This is a genomic window from Pseudomonas marginalis (genome assembly GCF_900105325.1).
GTDB classification, from domain to species: domain Bacteria; phylum Pseudomonadota; class Gammaproteobacteria; order Pseudomonadales; family Pseudomonadaceae; genus Aquipseudomonas; species Aquipseudomonas marginalis.
The window spans coordinates 4025733-4043731 of sequence record NZ_FNSU01000003.1; the positions used below are offsets into that span (position 1 = coordinate 4025733).

The window sequence follows — 17999 nt, forward strand, 5'->3', positions numbered from 1 at the left end:
TTATTGTTTCTCCGACTTGCCGTCATAGCGCTTGCGCCACTCAGCCAGGATGCTGTCGCGGTTTTTCGAGGCCCAGCCGAAGTCGTTCTTGATCAACCGCTGCTCGTAGTCGGCCGGCAATTCGGTCTGCGGCTTGGCGATCCCCGGCTGGGCGAGCACGGCGAAGTTGTCCTTGTACAGGTCCATTGCCGCTGTACTGGCGGAGAAGTCAGCGAGCTTTCTGGCGGCGTCCGCATGGGCGGTACCCTTGATCACGGCGGTGGCTTCGATGTCCCAGCCCAGGCCTTCCTTCGGCAGGATGATGTCCAGCGGTGCGCCCTGGCGCTTCAACTGCACGGCCGGATACTCAAAGGAAATACCAATCGGGAACTCACCGGAAGCCGCCAGCTTGCACGGCTTGGAACCGGAGTGAACGTACTGGCCGATGTTCTGGTGCAAGTCGTCCATGTACTGCCAGCCCTGCTTCTCGCCGAAGGTTTGCAGCCACGCGCTCACATCCAGGAAGCCGGTGCCGGACGAGGCCGGGTTGGGCATCACGATCTTGCCCTTGTACTCGGGCTTGGTCAGGTCTTGCCAGCTCACCGGCTTGGTCAGGCCCTGTTTCTCGGCTTCGACCGTGTTGAAGCAAATGGTCGCGGCCCACACATCCATGCCGACCCAGGCCGGTGGGTTGGCGGCGTCACGGTAATTCTTGCCGATCTTGTCCAGGTCCTTGGGGGCGTAATTGTCCAGCATGCCCTGCTGATCGAGGATCGCCAGGCTCGACGCGGCCAGTCCCCAGACCACATCGGCCTGCGGGCGGTCTTTTTCGGCCAGCAGCTTGGCGGTGATGATGCCGGTGGAGTCACGGACCCATTTGATCTCGACGTCAGGGTTGGCCTGCTCGAAGGCTTTTTTGTAGGTCTTCAACTGCTCGGCTTCAAGGGCCGTGTACACGGTCAACTCGGTCTTGGCGAAGGCATTCAGGCTGAATGCAGTGAGTACGGCAGCGACCAGCGCCAGGGGTTTGAACATGGAGCACCTCCTTCAGGGATGGTTATTGGCCGGGCGCGGTCTGGCGCCAGGCTTGGGAGCGGCGCAAGGCGCCACGTGAAGCCCACGCCAGCAGCAGCGAAACGCTGCCTGAGGTGAACAGGATCAGGGTCGACATGGCCGCCGCGCCGCCCACATTGCCGGCGTCGTCCATGTTCAACACGGCGACGGCGGCGAGGATGGTGTCGGGGCTGTAGAGGAAGATCGCGGCGGACACGGTGGTCATCGCCGACACAAACAGGTAGCGCACGATGTCCAGCAGTGCCGGCAGGCAAATCGGTACCGTGACTTTCAAGTAATGGCGATACAGCGGCGCCTTGAGCGACAGCGCCGCCGCTTCGAACTCGGCGTCCAGCTGGCGCAGCGCGGTGGTGGCGGTCATCTGTGCGGTGGTCAGGTAGTGAGCAATGGTGCACACCACCAGCAGGGTCATGGTGCCGTAGAACACATGCAGCGGGTTGCCACTCAGGTTGAAAAAGAACACGTAGCCCAGGCCCAACACCAACCCAGGCACGGCCATCGGCACAAAGCTGAGCATGCGCAGCGCCAGGTTCAGGCCCTTCTGGCCCTTGGTCTTTTCCATCAGGTAGGCGCCGGTGAAGATCAATACGCTGCCGATCAACGCCGTGCACAACGCCAGGGTCAAGCTGTTGCGATAGGCCAGCCAACCGCCGCCGGCCGTGTCTTCGAACTGGTAGTGGCTGAGCGACAGCGACAGGTTGTACGGCCAGAACTTCACCAGCGAGGAGTACACCGCCATGCCGAACACCAGCAGCAACACGGCACTGATGAGCAGCACGATAAGCAGATAGGCGCTATCCCTCAGGCGTGACGGCGCCGGCTGGAAGACCTGGGCGCGGCCACTCATGCCGTCACCTTGGCGGCGACGCAACCAGGCGTCGACGCCAAAGCTGAACAGCGCCGGCAGCAGCAACACCATGCCGATCAACGCACCGCGACCGAACTGTTGCTGGCCGACCACCGCCTTGTAGGCTTCCAGCGCCAGCACCTGGTAATCCCCGCCCACCACCACGGGCACGCCGAAATCCGTAATGGTCAAGGTGAACACCAGGCAGAACGCGGCAAACACCGCCTGGCGCGTGGCCGGCCAGGTGATGCTGCGGAACGCCCGCGCAGGGCTGGCGCCCATGCTCGAGGCCGCGTCGAACAAACGCGCATCGGCCAACGACAACGCCGACAGCAAAATCATCAGGGCATGTGGGAAGGTGTAGATCACTTCACCGAGGACAATGCCCCAGAAGCCGTAGATGTTGTCCGAGAACAGCCCGCGCAACAGGCCCTGGTTACCGAACAGGTAGACCAGTGCAATCCCCGGCAGCATCGACGGCGCCATCAATGGCAGCAGCGACATACCGCGCCAGAGGGCCTTGCCGGGAATCAACGTGCGTTGCAGGGCGTAGGCAAACAGGTAGGCCAGCGGTACGACAATGGCCGCCACGCTGAGGGAGACTTTCAGGCTATTGCCCAGCAGCCAGTGGAAGTTGGCGCTGGTGAGCAACTCCCGTGCGGCGACCAGGCCACCGCCCTGCCCGGCCTCGCTGCTGAAACCGCGCCAGAAGATCGCCAGCAGTGGCAGCAATACGGCGATGCCCAGCAGCACCAGCCAGAGCAGTTTGCCGCCGACCACGAAAATACGGTCGCCGGTTTCGGCGCGTGACGCTTGACGCGCCAGAGTCATGACAGCGGCCATCTCAGGCAAACACCTGCAGGCTGCGCGGCGGCAAGGCTACCCAGATGTCCTGGGCGCCCAGGCGCGGCATGGCTTCCGGGGCCAGTTCGGCAAGCAGCGGATGGCCGGGCAGTTGCTCCAACTCAAAGCTCATGCGGCAGCGGTTGCCGAGGAAAGTGATCTCGCGGACCTTGGCCGGGAACAGGTTCTCCTCATGCACCGACGGGTTGACGCTGATCGCTTCCGGGCGGCAGAACAGCCGGCCGGACCTGGCCACGCCGGCATCCTCGGCCAGGCGCATGTTCATCCCGCCGACCTGGGCATGGCTGGCACTGTTGCGGCTGAACGGCAGCCAATTGCCCTGGCCGACAAACTCCGCCACAAACGGCGTGGCCGGGCGGTCGTAGATTTCCTGGGGCGTAGCGTATTGCTCGACCTTGCCGTTGTTCATCACGGCAATGCGGTCGGCCATCAACATGGCTTCGTCCTGGTTGTGGGTGACCATCAGGGTGGTGATACCCAGGCGCCGTTGCAGCTGGCGCAGCTCGGTGCACAGGTGTTCGCGCACGCGGGCGTCGAGGGCCGACATCGGCTCATCCAGCAACAGCAATGACGGCGCCGGTGCCAGCGCACGGGCCAGGGCGACCCGCTGCTGTTGGCCGCCGGAGAGTTGGCCGGGGTACTTCTTTTCACTGCCAAGCAGCCCCACCAGTTCAAGCATCTGGCCGACGCGCTGGCGCACTTCATCACGACCGCTGCCGGTGAGGCCGTAGCCGATGTTCGCTTCGACGGTGAGATTGGGAAACAGCGCGTAGGACTGGAACAGAATGCCGTAGTCGCGAGCCTGGGGCGGCAGCAGGGAAACATCGCGGTCACCCAGGTAAAGTTCGCCGCTGTCCTGGCGTTCCAGGCCGGCAATGCAGCGCAGCAACGTGGTCTTGCCGCAGCCGGAAGGGCCGAGCAGGCACACCAGCTCGCCGGCAGCCACGTCCAGTGACACATTGTCCAACGCCGTAAAGGCGCCGAAGCGTTTCTGGATACCGCGCACTTTCATCGGCGCGCCGGGTTGGGTCAGGACTGTGTTCATGGTGGCACCTCATCAAACTGATGAAGGCCATGCTAGGCAGGCAATGCGTCGCTCTTATGGCAGGAAGGCAAAAGGCGGCGATAGTGGTATTCGCAGATTTGTGTAGGACGCTTAGCGGTGAGCTGCCTGGTCTACCGCAATCGGGAGCAAGCCCCCTCCCACACTTGACCGAGTTCCAACATGGAAATGCGGGCACCTGTGGGAGGGGGCTTACCCCGATTGGTCCCCAAAGCCACTACAAGGCTTTAGATCGGCGACATTTCCTGCGCCAACCCCAGAAACGCCGCCGGCAGACGAGCGCCTTTTCTTTCCTTGAGGCAGTACAGGTACTCGGGAATCTGCGGCGCATGCTCGAGGGTCAGCACCTTCAGCTGCGGGTCATGGGGCACTTCCTGGCGGGCGATGATGCTGATGCCGATATTGCGCAGCACCGCTTCGCGGATAGATTCACGGCTGCCGATTTCCAGCAGCGGCCCGTAACTGACGCCCGCACCTTGCAGCATCTCTTCCGTAAGCCGCCGCGTGGTGGAGCCGGCTTCACGCATCAACAGCGTATGCCCCGCCAACGCACTGAGGGGTACATGGTCGAGCTTGGCCAGTGGATGGTTGCGGTGTACCGCCAGCACCAACGGGTCGGTGCCCAATACACGGCGGATCAGGCGCGGGTCTTCGAGCAACTGCGAGGATGCAGCGACATCGACGCGGTAATCGTCCAGCGCTTCGAGTACCTGCTGGGAGTTGCCGATTTCCACCGATACCTCGACCTGCGGCAGGCGTTCGCGAAAGGCTTTGACCAGGTCGAGGATGTAGTACGGCGCCGTCGCGGCAATCCTCAGTGCGCCCTGGACCTGGCCGCTGTTGCGCAGGAAAAACTCGATGTCCGCTTCCTGCTGCAGCAGCGTCTTGACCATCGGCAGCAGGCGCGCGCCCTCGTCGCTGACGGTGAGGCGGCGCCCGCCACGGTAGAACAGCTCGACGCCGTACTGGCTTTCCAGGTTGCGAATCTGGGTGGTAACGGTGGGCTGGCTCAGGCCGAGTTTTTTCGCCGCCTGGGTGATGCTGCCCAGGCGGGCGACCATAAAAAACGCCTTCAACTCGGCACTCAGCACACCACCCTCTCATCCTCTATTTGCGCAACAGGCGCAGGCCATTGAACACCACCAGCAGGGCCACGCCCATGTCGGCGAACACTGCCATCCACATGGTCGCCATGCCCAGGAACGTGACCACCAGGAAGATCGCCTTGATCACCAGGGCCAGGGTGATGTTCTGCTTGAGGATACTCGACGTTTGCCGCGACAAACGAATGAATGCCGGAATCTTGCGCAAATCATCGTCCATCAAGGCCACATCGGCCGTCTCGATAGCGGTGTCGGTACCTGCTGCGGCCATGGCAAAGCCAATCTCGGCGCGCGCCAGGGCCGGGGCGTCGTTGATGCCATCGCCGACCATGCCCACCCGGTGGCCTTGGCCGTAGAGGGTTTCGATGGCGTGCAGCTTGTCGGTGGGCAACAGGTCGCCCTGGGCCTGATCGATGCCGACCTGGGCCGCAATCGCCTGGGCGGTGTGGGTGTTGTCGCCGGTGAGCATCAGGGTCTTGATGCCCAGCTCATGCAATTGCTGGATGGCTTCGCGGCTGCTGTCCTTGACTGTGTCGGCCACGGCGAACAGCGCCAGCGGGCCGGACTTGTCGAGCAACAGCACCACGGACTTGCCCTGTTTTTCCAGGGCGAACAGCTTTTCTTCCAACTCCGGCGAACACAGGCCGAGGTCTTCCACCAGGCGGTGGTTGCCCAAGTGATAGGTCTGGCCATTAATATCGCCGCGCACGCCGCGACCGGCCAGGGCTTCGAAGTTATCCACAACGTGCACCGGCAGGTTTTTATCCACAGCCGCATTGGCAATCGCCAGGGACACCGGGTGATCGGAGCGCCCGGCCAAACTGGCGGCTAGGGCCGGGGCGCTGTTTTCGACAGTGGGGAACAGCGCCAGGTAATCGGTTTGCACCGGCTTGCCGTGGGTGATGGTGCCGGTCTTGTCGAGGGCCAGGTAGTCAAGCTTGTAACCGCCCTCCAGGTACACACCGCCCTTGATCAGGATGCCTTTGCGCGCCGCAGCCGCCAGGCCGCTGACAATGGTCACCGGGGTGGAGATCACCAGCGCGCACGGGCACGCCACTACCAGCAGCACCAGGGCGCGGTAGATCCAGTCGAACCAGGCGCCGGCCATGAACAGCGGCGGGATCAGCGCCACACCCAGGGCGAACAGGAATACGGCCGGGGTGTAGATTTTCGAGAAGCTGTCGACGAACCGCTGGGTCGGTGCCCGCGCACCCTGAGCCTGCTCCACCGCATGGATGATGCGGGCCAGGGTGGAGTTGTTGGCAGCCGCCGTGACCTTGTACTCCAGGGAACCGGCCTGGTTGATGGTGCCGGCGAAGACTTTATCGCCGACGGTCTTTTCAATCGGCAGGCTTTCACCGGTGATCGGCGCCTGGTCGATGGTGGACTGGCCGGCGGTGACTTCACCGTCAAGGCCGATACGCTCGCCGGGTTTTACCCGCACGATTGCGTCCAGCTCAATGCTTTTGACCTCCATTTCAACCCAGCTTCCATCAGCCTGCCGAACCGTGGCCTGTTCCGGTGTCATCTGCATCAAGCCACTGATGGCATTGCGCGCACGGTCCAGGGACTTGGCTTCGATCAGCTCGGCCACGGTAAACAGGAACATCACCATGGCCGCTTCCGGCCACTGGCCGATCAGGACCGCGCCAGTGACCGCGATACTCATCAACGCGTTGATGTTCAGGTTGAGGTTTTTCAGGGCAATCCAGCCCTTCTTGTAGGTGGTGAGGCCGCCGCTGAGGATCGACACCAGCGCTACCAGCGCAATCACCCAAGTGGGCGCGGCGTTGGTGAAGTGCAGTACTTCGGCGCCCAACGCCCCCACACCGGACAACGCCAGCGGCCACCAATGCTTCTTGGCGGGCGGCTCGGCGGCCGGGGTGCCCTCCACGATCGGATCGGCCTGCATACCCAGGGATTTGATCGCATCGATGATCGGCGCGGTACTCGGCAGGTCATGGGTGACGCCGAGGATGCGGTTGATCAGGTTGAATTCCAGCTGCTGCACACCGGCCAGCTTGCCCAGTTTGTTCTGGATCAGCGTCTGCTCGGTGGGGCAGTCCATGGCTTCGATGCGGAAGGTACTCAGGCGCGAGCCGGCGGTGGGCGCCTCGCTCAACTGCACCAGCGCAGGCGCAGGCGTGCCGGAACAGCAGGAACCGCCATGGCCGTGATCGTGCACGGGGGTGAGTTTCTTTGGCCCATGATCATGGTCATGGTCGTGTTTGTGCGGGGTGTGAATGGAGTCGCTCATCAGGTTCGCGTCCGTAAGGTGCCTGTTGCCAAGTAAAGACCCTGTAGCCACTATAGGGTCAAGCACCCATTTGGAGATTGCTGCATGAAGATCGGCGAACTGGCCAAACTGACCGATTGTCCGGTGGAAACCATCCGTTATTACGAGAAGGAAGGCCTGCTGCCACCCCCGGCACGCACCGAGGCCAACTACCGCGTGTACACCCAGGCGCACACCGAGCGACTGATCTTTATCCGCAACTGCCGCAGCCTCGACATGACCCTGGAAGAGATCCGCAGCCTGCTCGGGCTACGGGACAGCCCCCAGGACCAGTGTGAAAACGTGAATGCGTTGATCGACGAGCATATCCACCATGTAAAAGCGCGGATTGACGGGCTGCTGGCGTTGCAGGAGCAGTTGCTGGACCTGCGCCAACGCTGTGGCGGTGGGGACCACTGCGGGATTTTGCAGCGACTGGAGGTCAACGGCGGTGTAGCCGCCAGCGAGGCCGAGCCCTCACACGTAGGCAGAAGCCACGGGCATTAACCGGACCAAATGTGGGAGGGGCGGTGCGACGATTCGACTTGCCCCCTCCCACACAAGCCCACACCCTTAGACTGAGGCAGCCTTTAGATAGCCACGTCGGCCTTGATGCTTGGATCAGCGTCATAGCCCACGATTTCAAAGTCTTCGAACTTGTAATCGTAGATCGACGCCGGCTTACGCTTGATCACCAGTTCCGGCAGCTTCTTCGGCGTGCGCGCCAGCTGGGTGCGGATCTGCTCCATATGGTTGCTGTAGGCGTGGGTGTCGCCGGTGGTGACGATGATCTCGTGGGGAATCAGGTCGCATTGCTGGGCCAGCATATGGGTCAGCAGCGCCAGGGCGGCGGTGTTGTACGGCAGGCCGAGCATTTTCACCCCCCATCTTTACTGCACATTACGCTGACTTGTAATGCCTTCCAAGCAACTTGGTATATGTGCATTATAGCTTTTGCACATTACCTGCGCAACCCCTAATACTGGATAAACCACCAGCTTTCTGAAGCCCTTTCCAAAGCTCATCTTCTCCTGAAACCCCCGAAATACAAGGCCTTCAGCCAAAAAATTGACTCATCCTGGCAATGTGCTATCCATGGTGTCGGGGGAATCAAATCACCTCGGAATCAGCCCCACGCCTCCTCAGACGCTCAGACGCAAACACCAGGGAGAAACGATGCGCCTAGATCAGATGCCTTATCACTCAATGCCCACCCTGGCCGTGCTTCCGTTTAGGCAATTCCGCATCGGATGGACGTGGCAGCTGCGGGCGCTCAAGCTCTTCCCCGAGTCCCAGCTGTCCTGGAAGCGTTACTTCTATGACAACGGCAGCGGACATGCGAGGGCAGCTGTTTTCACCTCTTACGAGGAGGCCATGGAAGCTGCAGACGAATTCAACAGCCGCACCAGTGAACTGGTCGTCCAGGCGGTACCAGATCCTGTGCTTCAGAGTTCGACCACCCTGAAGGTCGAGAAAGCACTGACAGCGGCGCGCCGTATCCAGGGAGAAGAAGAGCTCATGGAGCGCGAGGCGATCAAGCGGAACGCCCATCTTCCCCGGCTCTCGGTGCAAGAGCTGAAACTGCACAATACGATGGAGAGCTTGCGGCAACCGCTCCACGAGGAGCTTGAGCGTGCGCCTTACCTAGAAATAGTTGCCTTGCCGAGATTCAACACGTGCCTTCGCCGTGTCGATGACCAGACATGGGAACATATCGGAGCCCTGTCTCCCAAACGCTCGCAGATCTGTCTGCGCGAAGTGACAGCCAAAGGGTTTGGTCTTTCGGGAGCCGACCACTGGGGAAGAACCAAAGCGCAGATACGCGCACTTTTACTCCCCCGAGCCAACCAGTTGTTGCAGTTAGCGAGCGTCAAGCAAATGCTCGCCGAGGCGAGGATGCGCGGCCAGAGGGTACTGGTCTGCGGTGGCTTCGTGTTCTGGTATGAGGACGACGGGGTGCCGCGCTGGGTGCTGAAAAACACGGGTGGCGACTCCAGCAGCGAAGAAGGGAACACTTTGTGGCACGAGGGCACGATCCTATCCAAGAACCATGGCCGCATCGTCGTGCTTCCTTACATCAAGGAGAGCGGGGAAAAGGTTCAAGGACACACGAAGAATGCACCGCACGATGGAAAGGCGCTGCCTCGGCATCCTGACCAGTACGTCACCCTCCCTTTCGAGATCCTGGATGGTGACCTCATGATCGGACTGTTTGGTGAACTCCACTATGAGTGACCCACCGACTAATCGGACATAGGCGCCCCCCATGTCCCCAAAAAAACAACGCATCCCAGAAAACAGTGCATTAAGGCTTCTATTGAGTGGCCAAGTGCTATGTTACCAGTCTCGACCTGCCGTCTCGCTGGGAGCATGACGTCGGCCAGTGACAGTGAGCGAAACCGTTATGTTCGGAATGTCGACGCTTGCTGATCGCCGAGGCCTGTGCGTCCCATGCCTTCAGCATTACGGCGAAACCGCTTTTCACAGCATGCAAGGAGCGCAAGATGCAGTACGTGGCTTGTTTACGAGTTGGTCAGAATGACGTTAAGGCGCTGATAAATCTGGAAGACCACAGGCGGGAAGTCGTGGCTCCGCTGTTGGACATGCGAGGTGACGACGACAGACACCTTCAAACATTCCTAGCAAGTTGGACTGAGCATCCTTTTTTCCTAGACGTTTCAAGAATAACGAAGGACGTTGGTGAGGAATTCATTACTACCAATGACCTGCACAATCCTCATGGCGCGTTTGAGAACAAACGTCGATTCTTCTCCGATGTGGCAGGCATCAACCAGAACGTTATACCAGTGGTATCCTGGGTTGATGACGACCCTCAACGAGCAGTCATCCAAAGTGCTCTCGCTCTTCAGGGCGATTTCCCTCATATAGCCATCAGGGTTACCTGTCCGGAAAACCCCACCGCGACCTCGTGGAACAGATTGCTATCAATCCTGGATGCTCTTGAACGCCCGGATACCGCGACGGTGATTTTGGACTTCGGTGCCACAGCTCCAGCCAACACTGCCTCGGGGTCGGATTTCAATGTATCCCTGCGTCAACTCAACAGCTATCAGATACGAAATCTGGTTCTGATGAGCACCTCCTTCCCTATCGATAAGCCGGCCTCAAACACCTCACGTTCCTCCGCCTGTTACGACGTTGCGTGGCAGGCAAGGGTCGATACCAGTGGCATTGAATCGGACATTCTCTACGGGGATTACGCCGCCACCAATCCGACCGCCTCGATGGAATACATACGAGGCATGCCTGTGCTTCCTTTTGCCTGCTATTACACGCCGACGGAATGGTGGCAACGACGCAAAGGTTCGGACAAGGAATTTGTGCGCTACATCGAAATCGCCCAGGAGATTAGAGGCTTACCGGGTTATCACGGCGACGACTTCTGCTGGGCCACTCGTGAGTACAGCAGAATTGTCGCCACATCTACCGGCTACGGGAACAACGGAACATGGAATGGATACAGGATCAATCAGCATATCTGCGCCATGATCCAGTCCATCGTAGATACTGAGGGCTTCGATGACCTCGACGCCGATGACTTACTCTAACGATAACGTTGTTTCAGGCTGACCAATACATGTGACCGGATCACATCCATGGGAAGGGCGTCGCTGAGCTGGCGGCGCACTTCTTTTATGAGGTCGCGACTTTTCGTTGGCACCCCATGCTGGCTAGCGAGCGCATCCAATTCACTACGCCACAAAAATCCCGTTAGGTGGAATTTATCCTGGAGCTTGTTGGGCTTCGCCTTTCGAATCATCGCCATGCCGGAATAGTCATCGACGACGAGTACGCCAACATGCGGAAGACATGACTCAAGAGCCTTCACCAAGTGCTTTGAATGGCAGCATAGCCAGACTTCGTCAAAGCACGCCATATAGGCCTGCTGCTGGCCCTCCCAGCGTGTCAAAGTGTCAGCATGGGACTTGATTTCGAAAGCGGTCAGCTTCCCATTGGCGTGAACGAGATCGGCGCGTCTGGCCTTATCGATGAAGCACAGCTCCTCGATGAAGACGTCACTCTCATCATGGGACATCGCTTTCGCCACCCACTGCTTGAGGATTGGGCGGATTTCGGTTGGATTCAACATGCGCGGATTATAGACAGACAGTTGAGGCTTCTCACGCTAAAAAAGCGCCCGGTCGTCGATCACCACAGGGCCAGCATGTGTGTGATACCTGTCCGGCACGGGTGGAGCTGATGACGCAAGGCATGCGGGGGCCTGGTCATTCCTGGCCGACCTCAGCTCCTAACGGTGGTTAATACGCAAGGTAAGCGACGTCCGCGCATACATAGTGAGCGGACGAACATTCACCTACCCATCGGGAGAGCTCGACGGTTCTTCAGATTGATCAAGACCGCGCTATTAGCTTTCGCCAGATTCCCTGGCTCTTCAAGAAAAGCCTACGAAACGTTCCAGACCTCTCACCCGACTCATTACTCACATCGTCGTCGTAATCACCGACGTCGAACTCTTCATCTTCATCTTCATACTCCTCCGCAAGCAGACCGCTTTTCTGCAGCCGAGCCTCGTAACTCCTCAGCTTTAGCTCTTGATTAGCGCTACGAATTGCCAGGACTGTGGCCTCGATGCGCAAAAACCCCTTTCCATCTTTCCGTAGCCCGTTCACGCGCAGGAGACCGCCCAAGGCGCGCGTGCGAAGAAGCCATTCGTAACGTGCTGAGCCAGATGTTCCTTCGTTCCTATCGAAGACGAACGTGACCTCGACTTTGTTGACTCGCCGTCGCCCCCTGACTAAATCTGCCCCCGAGCCGTCAGGAGCCAAATTGGTGAAACTGTACAATCCCTGGACGAACACTAAGTCACCCTCAATGATCAGACGGTCGAGTGTTCCTCGATCCAAATCATCTGAGATATTCCTCACAGAGGCATGCTCCATAGCGGCCTCAAGCATGCTGCTCATGTATCGCTTCAAAGCATGCGACAGCGCATAACCGACGTACAGAGGGCCTTTCCTGGGGCGAAGCTGGCCTTGTTCGTCACAAGCGCCATTGAGCAGGGCGTCCTGAAAACCCTCAAGCTCGGAGACGTTCACCCCAAGCTGTTCCGCGATTTCAAAAACCCTGAGGTGGTTAAAATACCACCACTGACAACTGATCAGCTGAGTGGCCTGGAGTATGGCAAGAGGGTCTAATCGGCTGACCTCTTGCTCCCAGGTGGCTTTTGCAGCCTTAAGCCGGTCAGGCGTAAGCGTAAGCTCCAATGCGTGCGTGGAGTGGGCCTCGCCGTGATGGATTGAGCAGAGGACGGCTAGGTTAGCTTGAGAGTGGTCGCGACTTTCCGCCCATGGTTTGATGTGATGAACGATGATGGGACGGTTAGCATCTCGACAAACACAGCAAAGCCAGCGATTGTCATAAAGCGTCCGGATTAAGTGCTCAGGTGGGATCGGTGGCCTTCCACTCCTAAGGATTACGGGCACGGCGACTTCACCAATGCCCAGATCCAACAGTTTCTCCGGGGCTAGCGATTGAAGCTTCGCAAGCGTCCACTTCTCCTTCCTGAGCTTCTCGGCCAATGCACTGTCTACACCTCTCGCAATCAAGGCGAGCTCTACTCGATTTCGGGTCACATACTCACTTCCGTTCTTAGCTTGATGGAGAACTACGCAAGCCCCCGTTACTGAGGCTGCTGCTTGCTCGAATTTATGGTGCCGGCTTCTCGGGCTGCCAAAAATTGCAGCTGAAGTTATTCAAGCCATCGCCGTAGGGACTAGGCCTCACCGCGAACACTTCTGGTACAGCATCCCCATCGCCGCCATCGCGGAAGAACTCTCTCATAGAAAAGAGCGCCTGGGCCTTCAAGCGCTCCCATTCTCGGTAACGACTGTCTTCTAGTTCCCTCTCTACCTGAGCGGCGCTGGGTTTGCGCTTAGGCACTGGGAAGGTGTAGCTGGGCTGAGGAGAGAAGTCGTAGACGAACGTCAGATTCCCGTGCTTCCAGTCCGCAGACGGCGATGCTCGCCAGCGAAACGACACTTGCACTGACAGTCGCTTATTGAGATGGAAAGGCGGCCTGATCTGATCATCAATGAAGAACAGCTCACCCTCTTTACGCTCAGTTTCGAGCCGCCCTTTCATCTGCTGCACAGCGTGAATGAGGTCATTGCCGGCATACAGCGCATCCTGCCGAGTGCGTTCGCGCTTGGAATGGGCCTTGGCCTTGCTGTACTCAGTAATCGCTTGCTGGAACCCATGGAGCTTGTTAGCCACATAGGGGCCACAGTTACTAAGACCGAGGCCATGAATCGGCCCTATGCGCTCTTCATCCAGGCACTTGCGTACCGCTGCCCGAAGCACCGTTTCGTCCACGTCGCTGATTGCAGCTTGCTGATTACTCGGCAGGTTAATGCAGGTCATATCCAAAACTGTCCTTGTGTAATGGCGGCCAAGCTACCTCCTCATCTCAGCGCACAGCTTTCCGCACCGCTGAGAGATAGCCCATGGTGATACAGCGCTGGAGCTTGAGGTTGATCAGGGGACGCTGGCACAGATGCTCAGATACGCGCAGCGCCCACAATGCCGACCTCTGGAAGCAGATCGATCACCTGCAGCAAAACGTTGAGCCATCTTGTATACGGACGTGCTTGCGACCTGCCTGGAAGGGCCATCCATCACGTACTGGTCAGTAATAATGGAATAGATTTTCGCACTCGGCCTTCTAGACCCATTGATATCCAGCATCATAGGCCGTAGATGACTGAGGGTGTACTGGATCCCCGTCTGAGCTCGAATCCAGTGAAGCTGCCCTTTATCTACGAGCATCCAAGGGAGCTCAATGCGCACACCGTTGACTTCAGAAACCATCCCTTCTTCGACGGCACCGCCGACGCTGTTAACCACCACCAGCCCACGCTTGGCGGCGGCAATCGCATCATCCATCAAGCCAGGGTCTTCTGTCCTATCTGGAAGTCCGTGTAACGCCCATGCGGCTTGGAATGCCGTGTTGGGGTCAGTGCCGTCCCTCGCCACGGCCAACAACATGTCCATAATCGCCCAGCGGGCACGGATGGAGACGTCGATTTCCTGCTCGGCAGTGAGCGCGAGCTCATAGCGATAGTGGTACTGGAGGGGACAGCTCATGTAGGCCTGAAACGCCTCATAGCTCACAGTAGGTACCACGGTGCTGCTGGCCAATGGCAGCGGTATGATGGGTGCGGGCGGTACCTTGACCCCTGGGCGCTTCACCAGACTCGTGGCAGCAGCGTGATTGAGCGGAACTGGACGTGGCCACCCGCTGGTCTCATAGAGATACAGGTAATCACGGGCCCGAGACAAAGCGACGTAGAGCAGGTTATTGCGCTCTACCCGCTCTTCGAACATGAACTCTGACCCAGTGCTGTTCAAAACTTCGGGAGGGATTAGATCCAGCCCCCGGACATCGTATGCAAAGGGCCGATTGGAGCCGTATGACGCCTCGTCAACGTCGGTGACGTGAACCGCAGGGTACTCAAGCCCCTTGCTGGAGTGCACAGTCATTACGCTCACAGCATCCAGGACTCGCGCTTCAGGCGGTAAGCCACGATCCCCCAGCTTTTCTCCGATCCTGCGGCGTAGCTCCTCACGAAGCAGGAACTGGGAAAGCCGCGCCTGGCGGATATCGCCATCACCATTGCGTACGGCGTAGACGAACAGCCATGTTGCCAAGCGCTGAGTATGGGCTTGTATGGTCTGATCCGCAGGGTTTGGAAGCCCGTAGCGCTGATCGAGCAGTACTTTGGAGACAAAATCCCAAGGCCTTGAATTCCGCTTGAGACCTCTTAACAACAATGCCAGATTTGACTTGGCTTGTTGGCCAGCGGGCGAGAGGCCTGGCGTAGGCAGCCATAGCCAACGGCCTCGCTGCATGCTCAATCCCGCGCCTTTACGGGTCAGGAATATGAGGTGCTCGATGTCTTGGGGTGGCATCCGAAATGCTGGTTCAGAGATCAGCCCGACCAAGGAGCGCGGCTGTCGCATACACAGCAATTCCATCAGGCACAGCAGCTTCTTGATCTCAGGGCGCTGACAGACATCGCCGATGTGCAGCACTGGCACATTCAGGTTTTCAAGTGCTTCAACAATTTGCTCAACGTTTGCCGATTTACGGCTGATCACGACTTGATCCCTGTACGGGACACCCCTCTGCACCAGCCCATCAATGCGCTGAGCGATCGTGACGGCTTGGGAGGGCTTCGAGTCGCATTCATACAGGGTTGGTATGACCCCGATCGAGGGACGAAACGCTGCGACTGGCTCCAGAGGCATCCGGTCGTTGAGTGCATGATGGATGCCAGCGCAGGAGAATAGCTCCAGGATCTCAGGGGTGCTTCGCCTGTTCAGGTCGAGAGCGTAACGGCGCACCGTGGCTCCGGGAATGGTGCTCAGGAAGGTGGCGCCGAAGTTCATCAAGCTACGGATCGATGCGCCTCGCCAGTGGTGGATGGCCTGGCGCACGTCACCAACGACCCAGAATGACTGAGCATTGAGAGCCAATTGCCGAAGGAGGTCGACCATGACCTCGGTGACATCCTGATACTCGTCCACTAGCACGTGCGAGAAATGGTCGATGTACTGAGCAACGCTCGTTCGATCCCGCTTGGCCTGGGATGCAGGGAGGGCAATAAGGTCAACGTAGTCGACCAAATGCTCAGCCCGCATTGCGGTTTCATAGGCTTCAAACAGGGTGGCGATGTCTTCGCGTTCATTGGCTACATCCGGCTCGCAGGCCGGCAGTGCAGCCAGGCGTGCTCGGTAGTCAGCAACAGTAAGGCATTCTTCCTTGAGTCGCTTGATATGGCCCAGAACGCCAGGTAGCCAATCGTAGGGGTTCTGAAGCCGCAGATAATACTTGAGCCGCACCTTGGGCAGCGTGCTCACCATCAGGCGAACTTGCATCAGCGGATCTGCGAGCCGAACGTCGGACTCCAGGCCAAAAATCTGATGATATTTGCGAAGGAATTCGAGCCCGAATGCATGGAAAGTACCGGCCCACACGTCGGCGGCTCCGGCGATACCAGATACCTTCAGGCGCTCCACCAATTCATGAGCCGCCTTGTTCGTGAAGGTCAGCACCAATATTTGGCTGGGAGGGATACCCCGCTCGACCAGGTGTTTGATGCGATGAATCAGTGTCGTCGTTTTACCAGTACCTGGCCCGGCAACAACGTTGACGAAGGTTTCCGGCGCGGTAGCAGCATCGTGCTGTCCCTGCGTCATAAGCGGCAGAGGAGGAGGTGGAGCAGGAGGCAATATGGGGAGCAAAATGCCATCGAAGAGCTGAAGGCGAACGATCTCCAGCGGTACCTCCAAAGTGGCCGCGATGACCGTGGCACCACTACCGCCATGGAACAGTTGGTTTGCGACACCACGGGGTAGCAGAAGCTCACGGGCAAACACGTTGGCTTGAAGCTCCAAGCGCTCACGAGCACCGTATGCTTCCACCGCGACCGTTGCCTGACTCCCATAGGAATCCGTCATGCTGGTCAGATGAGCGACCGTCTGTGCAGGGCGATCGCCGTCGAGGTACCAGTGACCCAACTCATGAGCGATGAGATAGGCCGTTTCTCCAGGAGACACGTCGTTGCGGATGTAGATGGTTTGGATTTCTCGCTTGAGCACCCCGCTGCCGCCACCCAACTCTGGATGCCCGTAAGGTAAGCGCTCAATTGCGATTTCGAGCGTGTCCTCAACATGAGCTAGGAGCTCAGATGAGCTGACACCACCAAGAGAGGCGGCCAATCCGACCAGGGCTTCTCGGGTTTCGAATGCTTGCCGACGTGCCCGGTCGAATGGATTCACACTTAGCCCTCTAGGTTCAGGAGACGCTCTTGTTCCTCAGCCGGCAGCTGAAGCTCTTTGACTGCGACACTCCACGCCTTGCGTTCCGCTTGCACGGTGGGTTTTCCATCAGTCGCTTTGAAAGCTGGAACGCATTGGGTGGCGAACCGACGCTCCAAGGCTACCGACACAACGTCCAACGGCTTCTTCAAAACGACCGCCAGCTTCGCCAAGACACGCGTAGGCGCGAGTACCGAACCACCGAGGATCATGTTGGTCAGGCCGCGTTGATCACCTAGATCGATCTGAGGGGCGAGAGCACGAGCTTTAATCCCACTGACCTGCTCGATCGCCTTGATAGCCTCTTCGACAGCCTCATCACTGGTAATCGAACTAGCCATCTCCTCACGCACAGCGGCAGCGTGAGGGCAATGGCTCAACGCGTTGGCGAGAAGGAAGTTGGTAAATGATGACAACGAGCGCTCATATTCGCCTGCGCGTAAACGCGTTCTCATCACCAGACGCCTGTCAGCCCGAATGATCCAACTCTCCGAGTCGGCACCTGCATAATCATTGGCAGTGCGCTCGTAATCAGTCAGCAGCTGCGAAGGGTCTACTGTCCTTGATTCCTTATCGAACCGAGTCAGCCCGTCCTGCACCAGATCTCGCGCAGCGATCGACAGCGATACCCCACGGCGTTTTGCTACGTCTCTTACCAACGCGTGAAGCGAGACCTTGGTTGTTAAACCAATTTGCAAGCGGGCTTGGGTTCGTTCATCGGTATTTTTGGTAGTAGCGGTAGGTTGCATGGTCGTCTCCAAAGCCTGCTTAACCGCAGGCGCTGTGCGTGAGACAGGTGGCATCGCTGACCGTTCGTCAGCAGGAACTTGAGGAATCAGTTCTACGAGCACGGACATCAAGCCAAGCAGCAGATGCGGCTCGTCCTTACCAATGACCACCACAGGCTGGCCATTAGCCAGGGTCATCTCGCAC

At 58.8% G+C, this 17999-nt stretch carries 13 protein-coding genes and 1 pseudogene; 3 read left to right on the forward strand and 11 right to left on the reverse strand.

Translation table 11 applies throughout. From position 1 onward, the window contains the following. The 5 genes from BLW22_RS28085 to BLW22_RS28105 form a co-directional block, all read right to left on the reverse strand. Complete coding sequence (locus BLW22_RS28085) at window positions 1-1014, reverse strand: putative 2-aminoethylphosphonate ABC transporter substrate-binding protein (RefSeq protein ID WP_074847855.1); 1014 nt, start codon at window positions 1012-1014, stop codon at window positions 1-3. A 22-nt stretch (window positions 1015-1036) separates the two neighbouring features. Beyond that, entirely contained in the window at window positions 1037-2743 is a 1707-nt protein-coding gene (locus BLW22_RS28090) for a putative 2-aminoethylphosphonate ABC transporter permease subunit (RefSeq protein WP_074847857.1), read from the reverse strand. A 1-nt stretch (window position 2744) separates the two neighbouring features. Beyond that, window positions 2745-3809: a putative 2-aminoethylphosphonate ABC transporter ATP-binding protein gene (locus BLW22_RS28095; RefSeq protein WP_065948783.1), complete on the reverse strand. Its 1065-nt coding sequence runs from the start codon at window positions 3807-3809 to the stop codon at window positions 2745-2747. Window positions 3810-4054: 245 nt separating this feature from the next. Next, window positions 4055-4918 (reverse strand): LysR family transcriptional regulator, encoded by an 864-nt coding sequence (locus BLW22_RS28100; protein ID WP_027606132.1) that lies wholly within the window; start codon window positions 4916-4918, stop codon window positions 4055-4057. Window positions 4919-4934: 16 nt separating this feature from the next. Beyond that, on the reverse strand, window positions 4935-7187 hold the full coding sequence (locus BLW22_RS28105; protein ID WP_074847859.1) for a heavy metal translocating P-type ATPase: 2253 nt from the start codon (window positions 7185-7187) through the stop codon (window positions 4935-4937). Between the two features lie 84 nt (window positions 7188-7271). Between BLW22_RS28105 and cadR the strand changes: the two genes are divergently transcribed. Beyond that, window positions 7272-7712: a Cd(II)/Pb(II)-responsive transcriptional regulator gene (gene cadR / locus BLW22_RS28110; RefSeq protein ID WP_027606134.1), complete on the forward strand. Its 441-nt coding sequence runs from the start codon at window positions 7272-7274 to the stop codon at window positions 7710-7712. An 83-nt stretch (window positions 7713-7795) separates the two neighbouring features. Here cadR and thyA read toward each other — a convergent pair. After that, window positions 7796-8077: pseudogene (gene thyA, locus BLW22_RS28115) on the reverse strand (thymidylate synthase); the annotation flags it as partial. Between the two features lie 304 nt (window positions 8078-8381). Between thyA and BLW22_RS28120 the strand changes: the two are divergent. Continuing rightward, window positions 8382-9440: a hypothetical protein gene (locus tag BLW22_RS28120; RefSeq protein ID WP_074847863.1), complete on the forward strand. Its 1059-nt coding sequence runs from the start codon at window positions 8382-8384 to the stop codon at window positions 9438-9440. Window positions 9441-9709: 269 nt separating this feature from the next. Next, complete coding sequence (locus BLW22_RS28125) at window positions 9710-10774, forward strand: beta family protein (protein WP_074847865.1); 1065 nt, start codon at window positions 9710-9712, stop codon at window positions 10772-10774. Here BLW22_RS28125 and BLW22_RS28130 read toward each other — a convergent pair. The 5 genes from BLW22_RS28130 to BLW22_RS28150 form a co-directional block, all read right to left on the reverse strand. Beyond that, on the reverse strand, window positions 10771-11316 hold the full coding sequence (locus BLW22_RS28130) for a sce7726 family protein (RefSeq protein WP_074847867.1): 546 nt from the start codon (window positions 11314-11316) through the stop codon (window positions 10771-10773). The genes BLW22_RS28125 and BLW22_RS28130 overlap by 4 nt on opposite strands. A 262-nt stretch (window positions 11317-11578) precedes the next feature. Then, entirely contained in the window at window positions 11579-12820 is a 1242-nt protein-coding gene (locus BLW22_RS28135) for an HNH endonuclease signature motif containing protein (RefSeq protein ID WP_074847869.1), read from the reverse strand. A gap of 73 nt (window positions 12821-12893) precedes the next feature. Further along, the gene (locus BLW22_RS28140) at window positions 12894-13607 is read right to left on the reverse strand and encodes a hypothetical protein (RefSeq protein WP_074847870.1); all 714 of its coding nucleotides are present in this window, start codon (window positions 13605-13607) and stop codon (window positions 12894-12896) included. Window positions 13608-13721: 114 nt separating this feature from the next. Then, window positions 13722-17027 carry a UvrD-helicase domain-containing protein gene (locus tag BLW22_RS28145; RefSeq protein WP_074847872.1) on the reverse strand — a complete coding sequence of 1102 codons (3306 nt, stop codon included), beginning with the start codon at window positions 17025-17027 and terminating at the stop codon, window positions 13722-13724. 2 nt (window positions 17028-17029) lie between these two features. Continuing rightward, the gene (locus BLW22_RS28150; protein ID WP_143045166.1) at window positions 17030-17992 is read right to left on the reverse strand and encodes a hypothetical protein; all 963 of its coding nucleotides are present in this window, start codon (window positions 17990-17992) and stop codon (window positions 17030-17032) included. Between the last annotated feature and the right edge of the window lie 7 nt (window positions 17993-17999).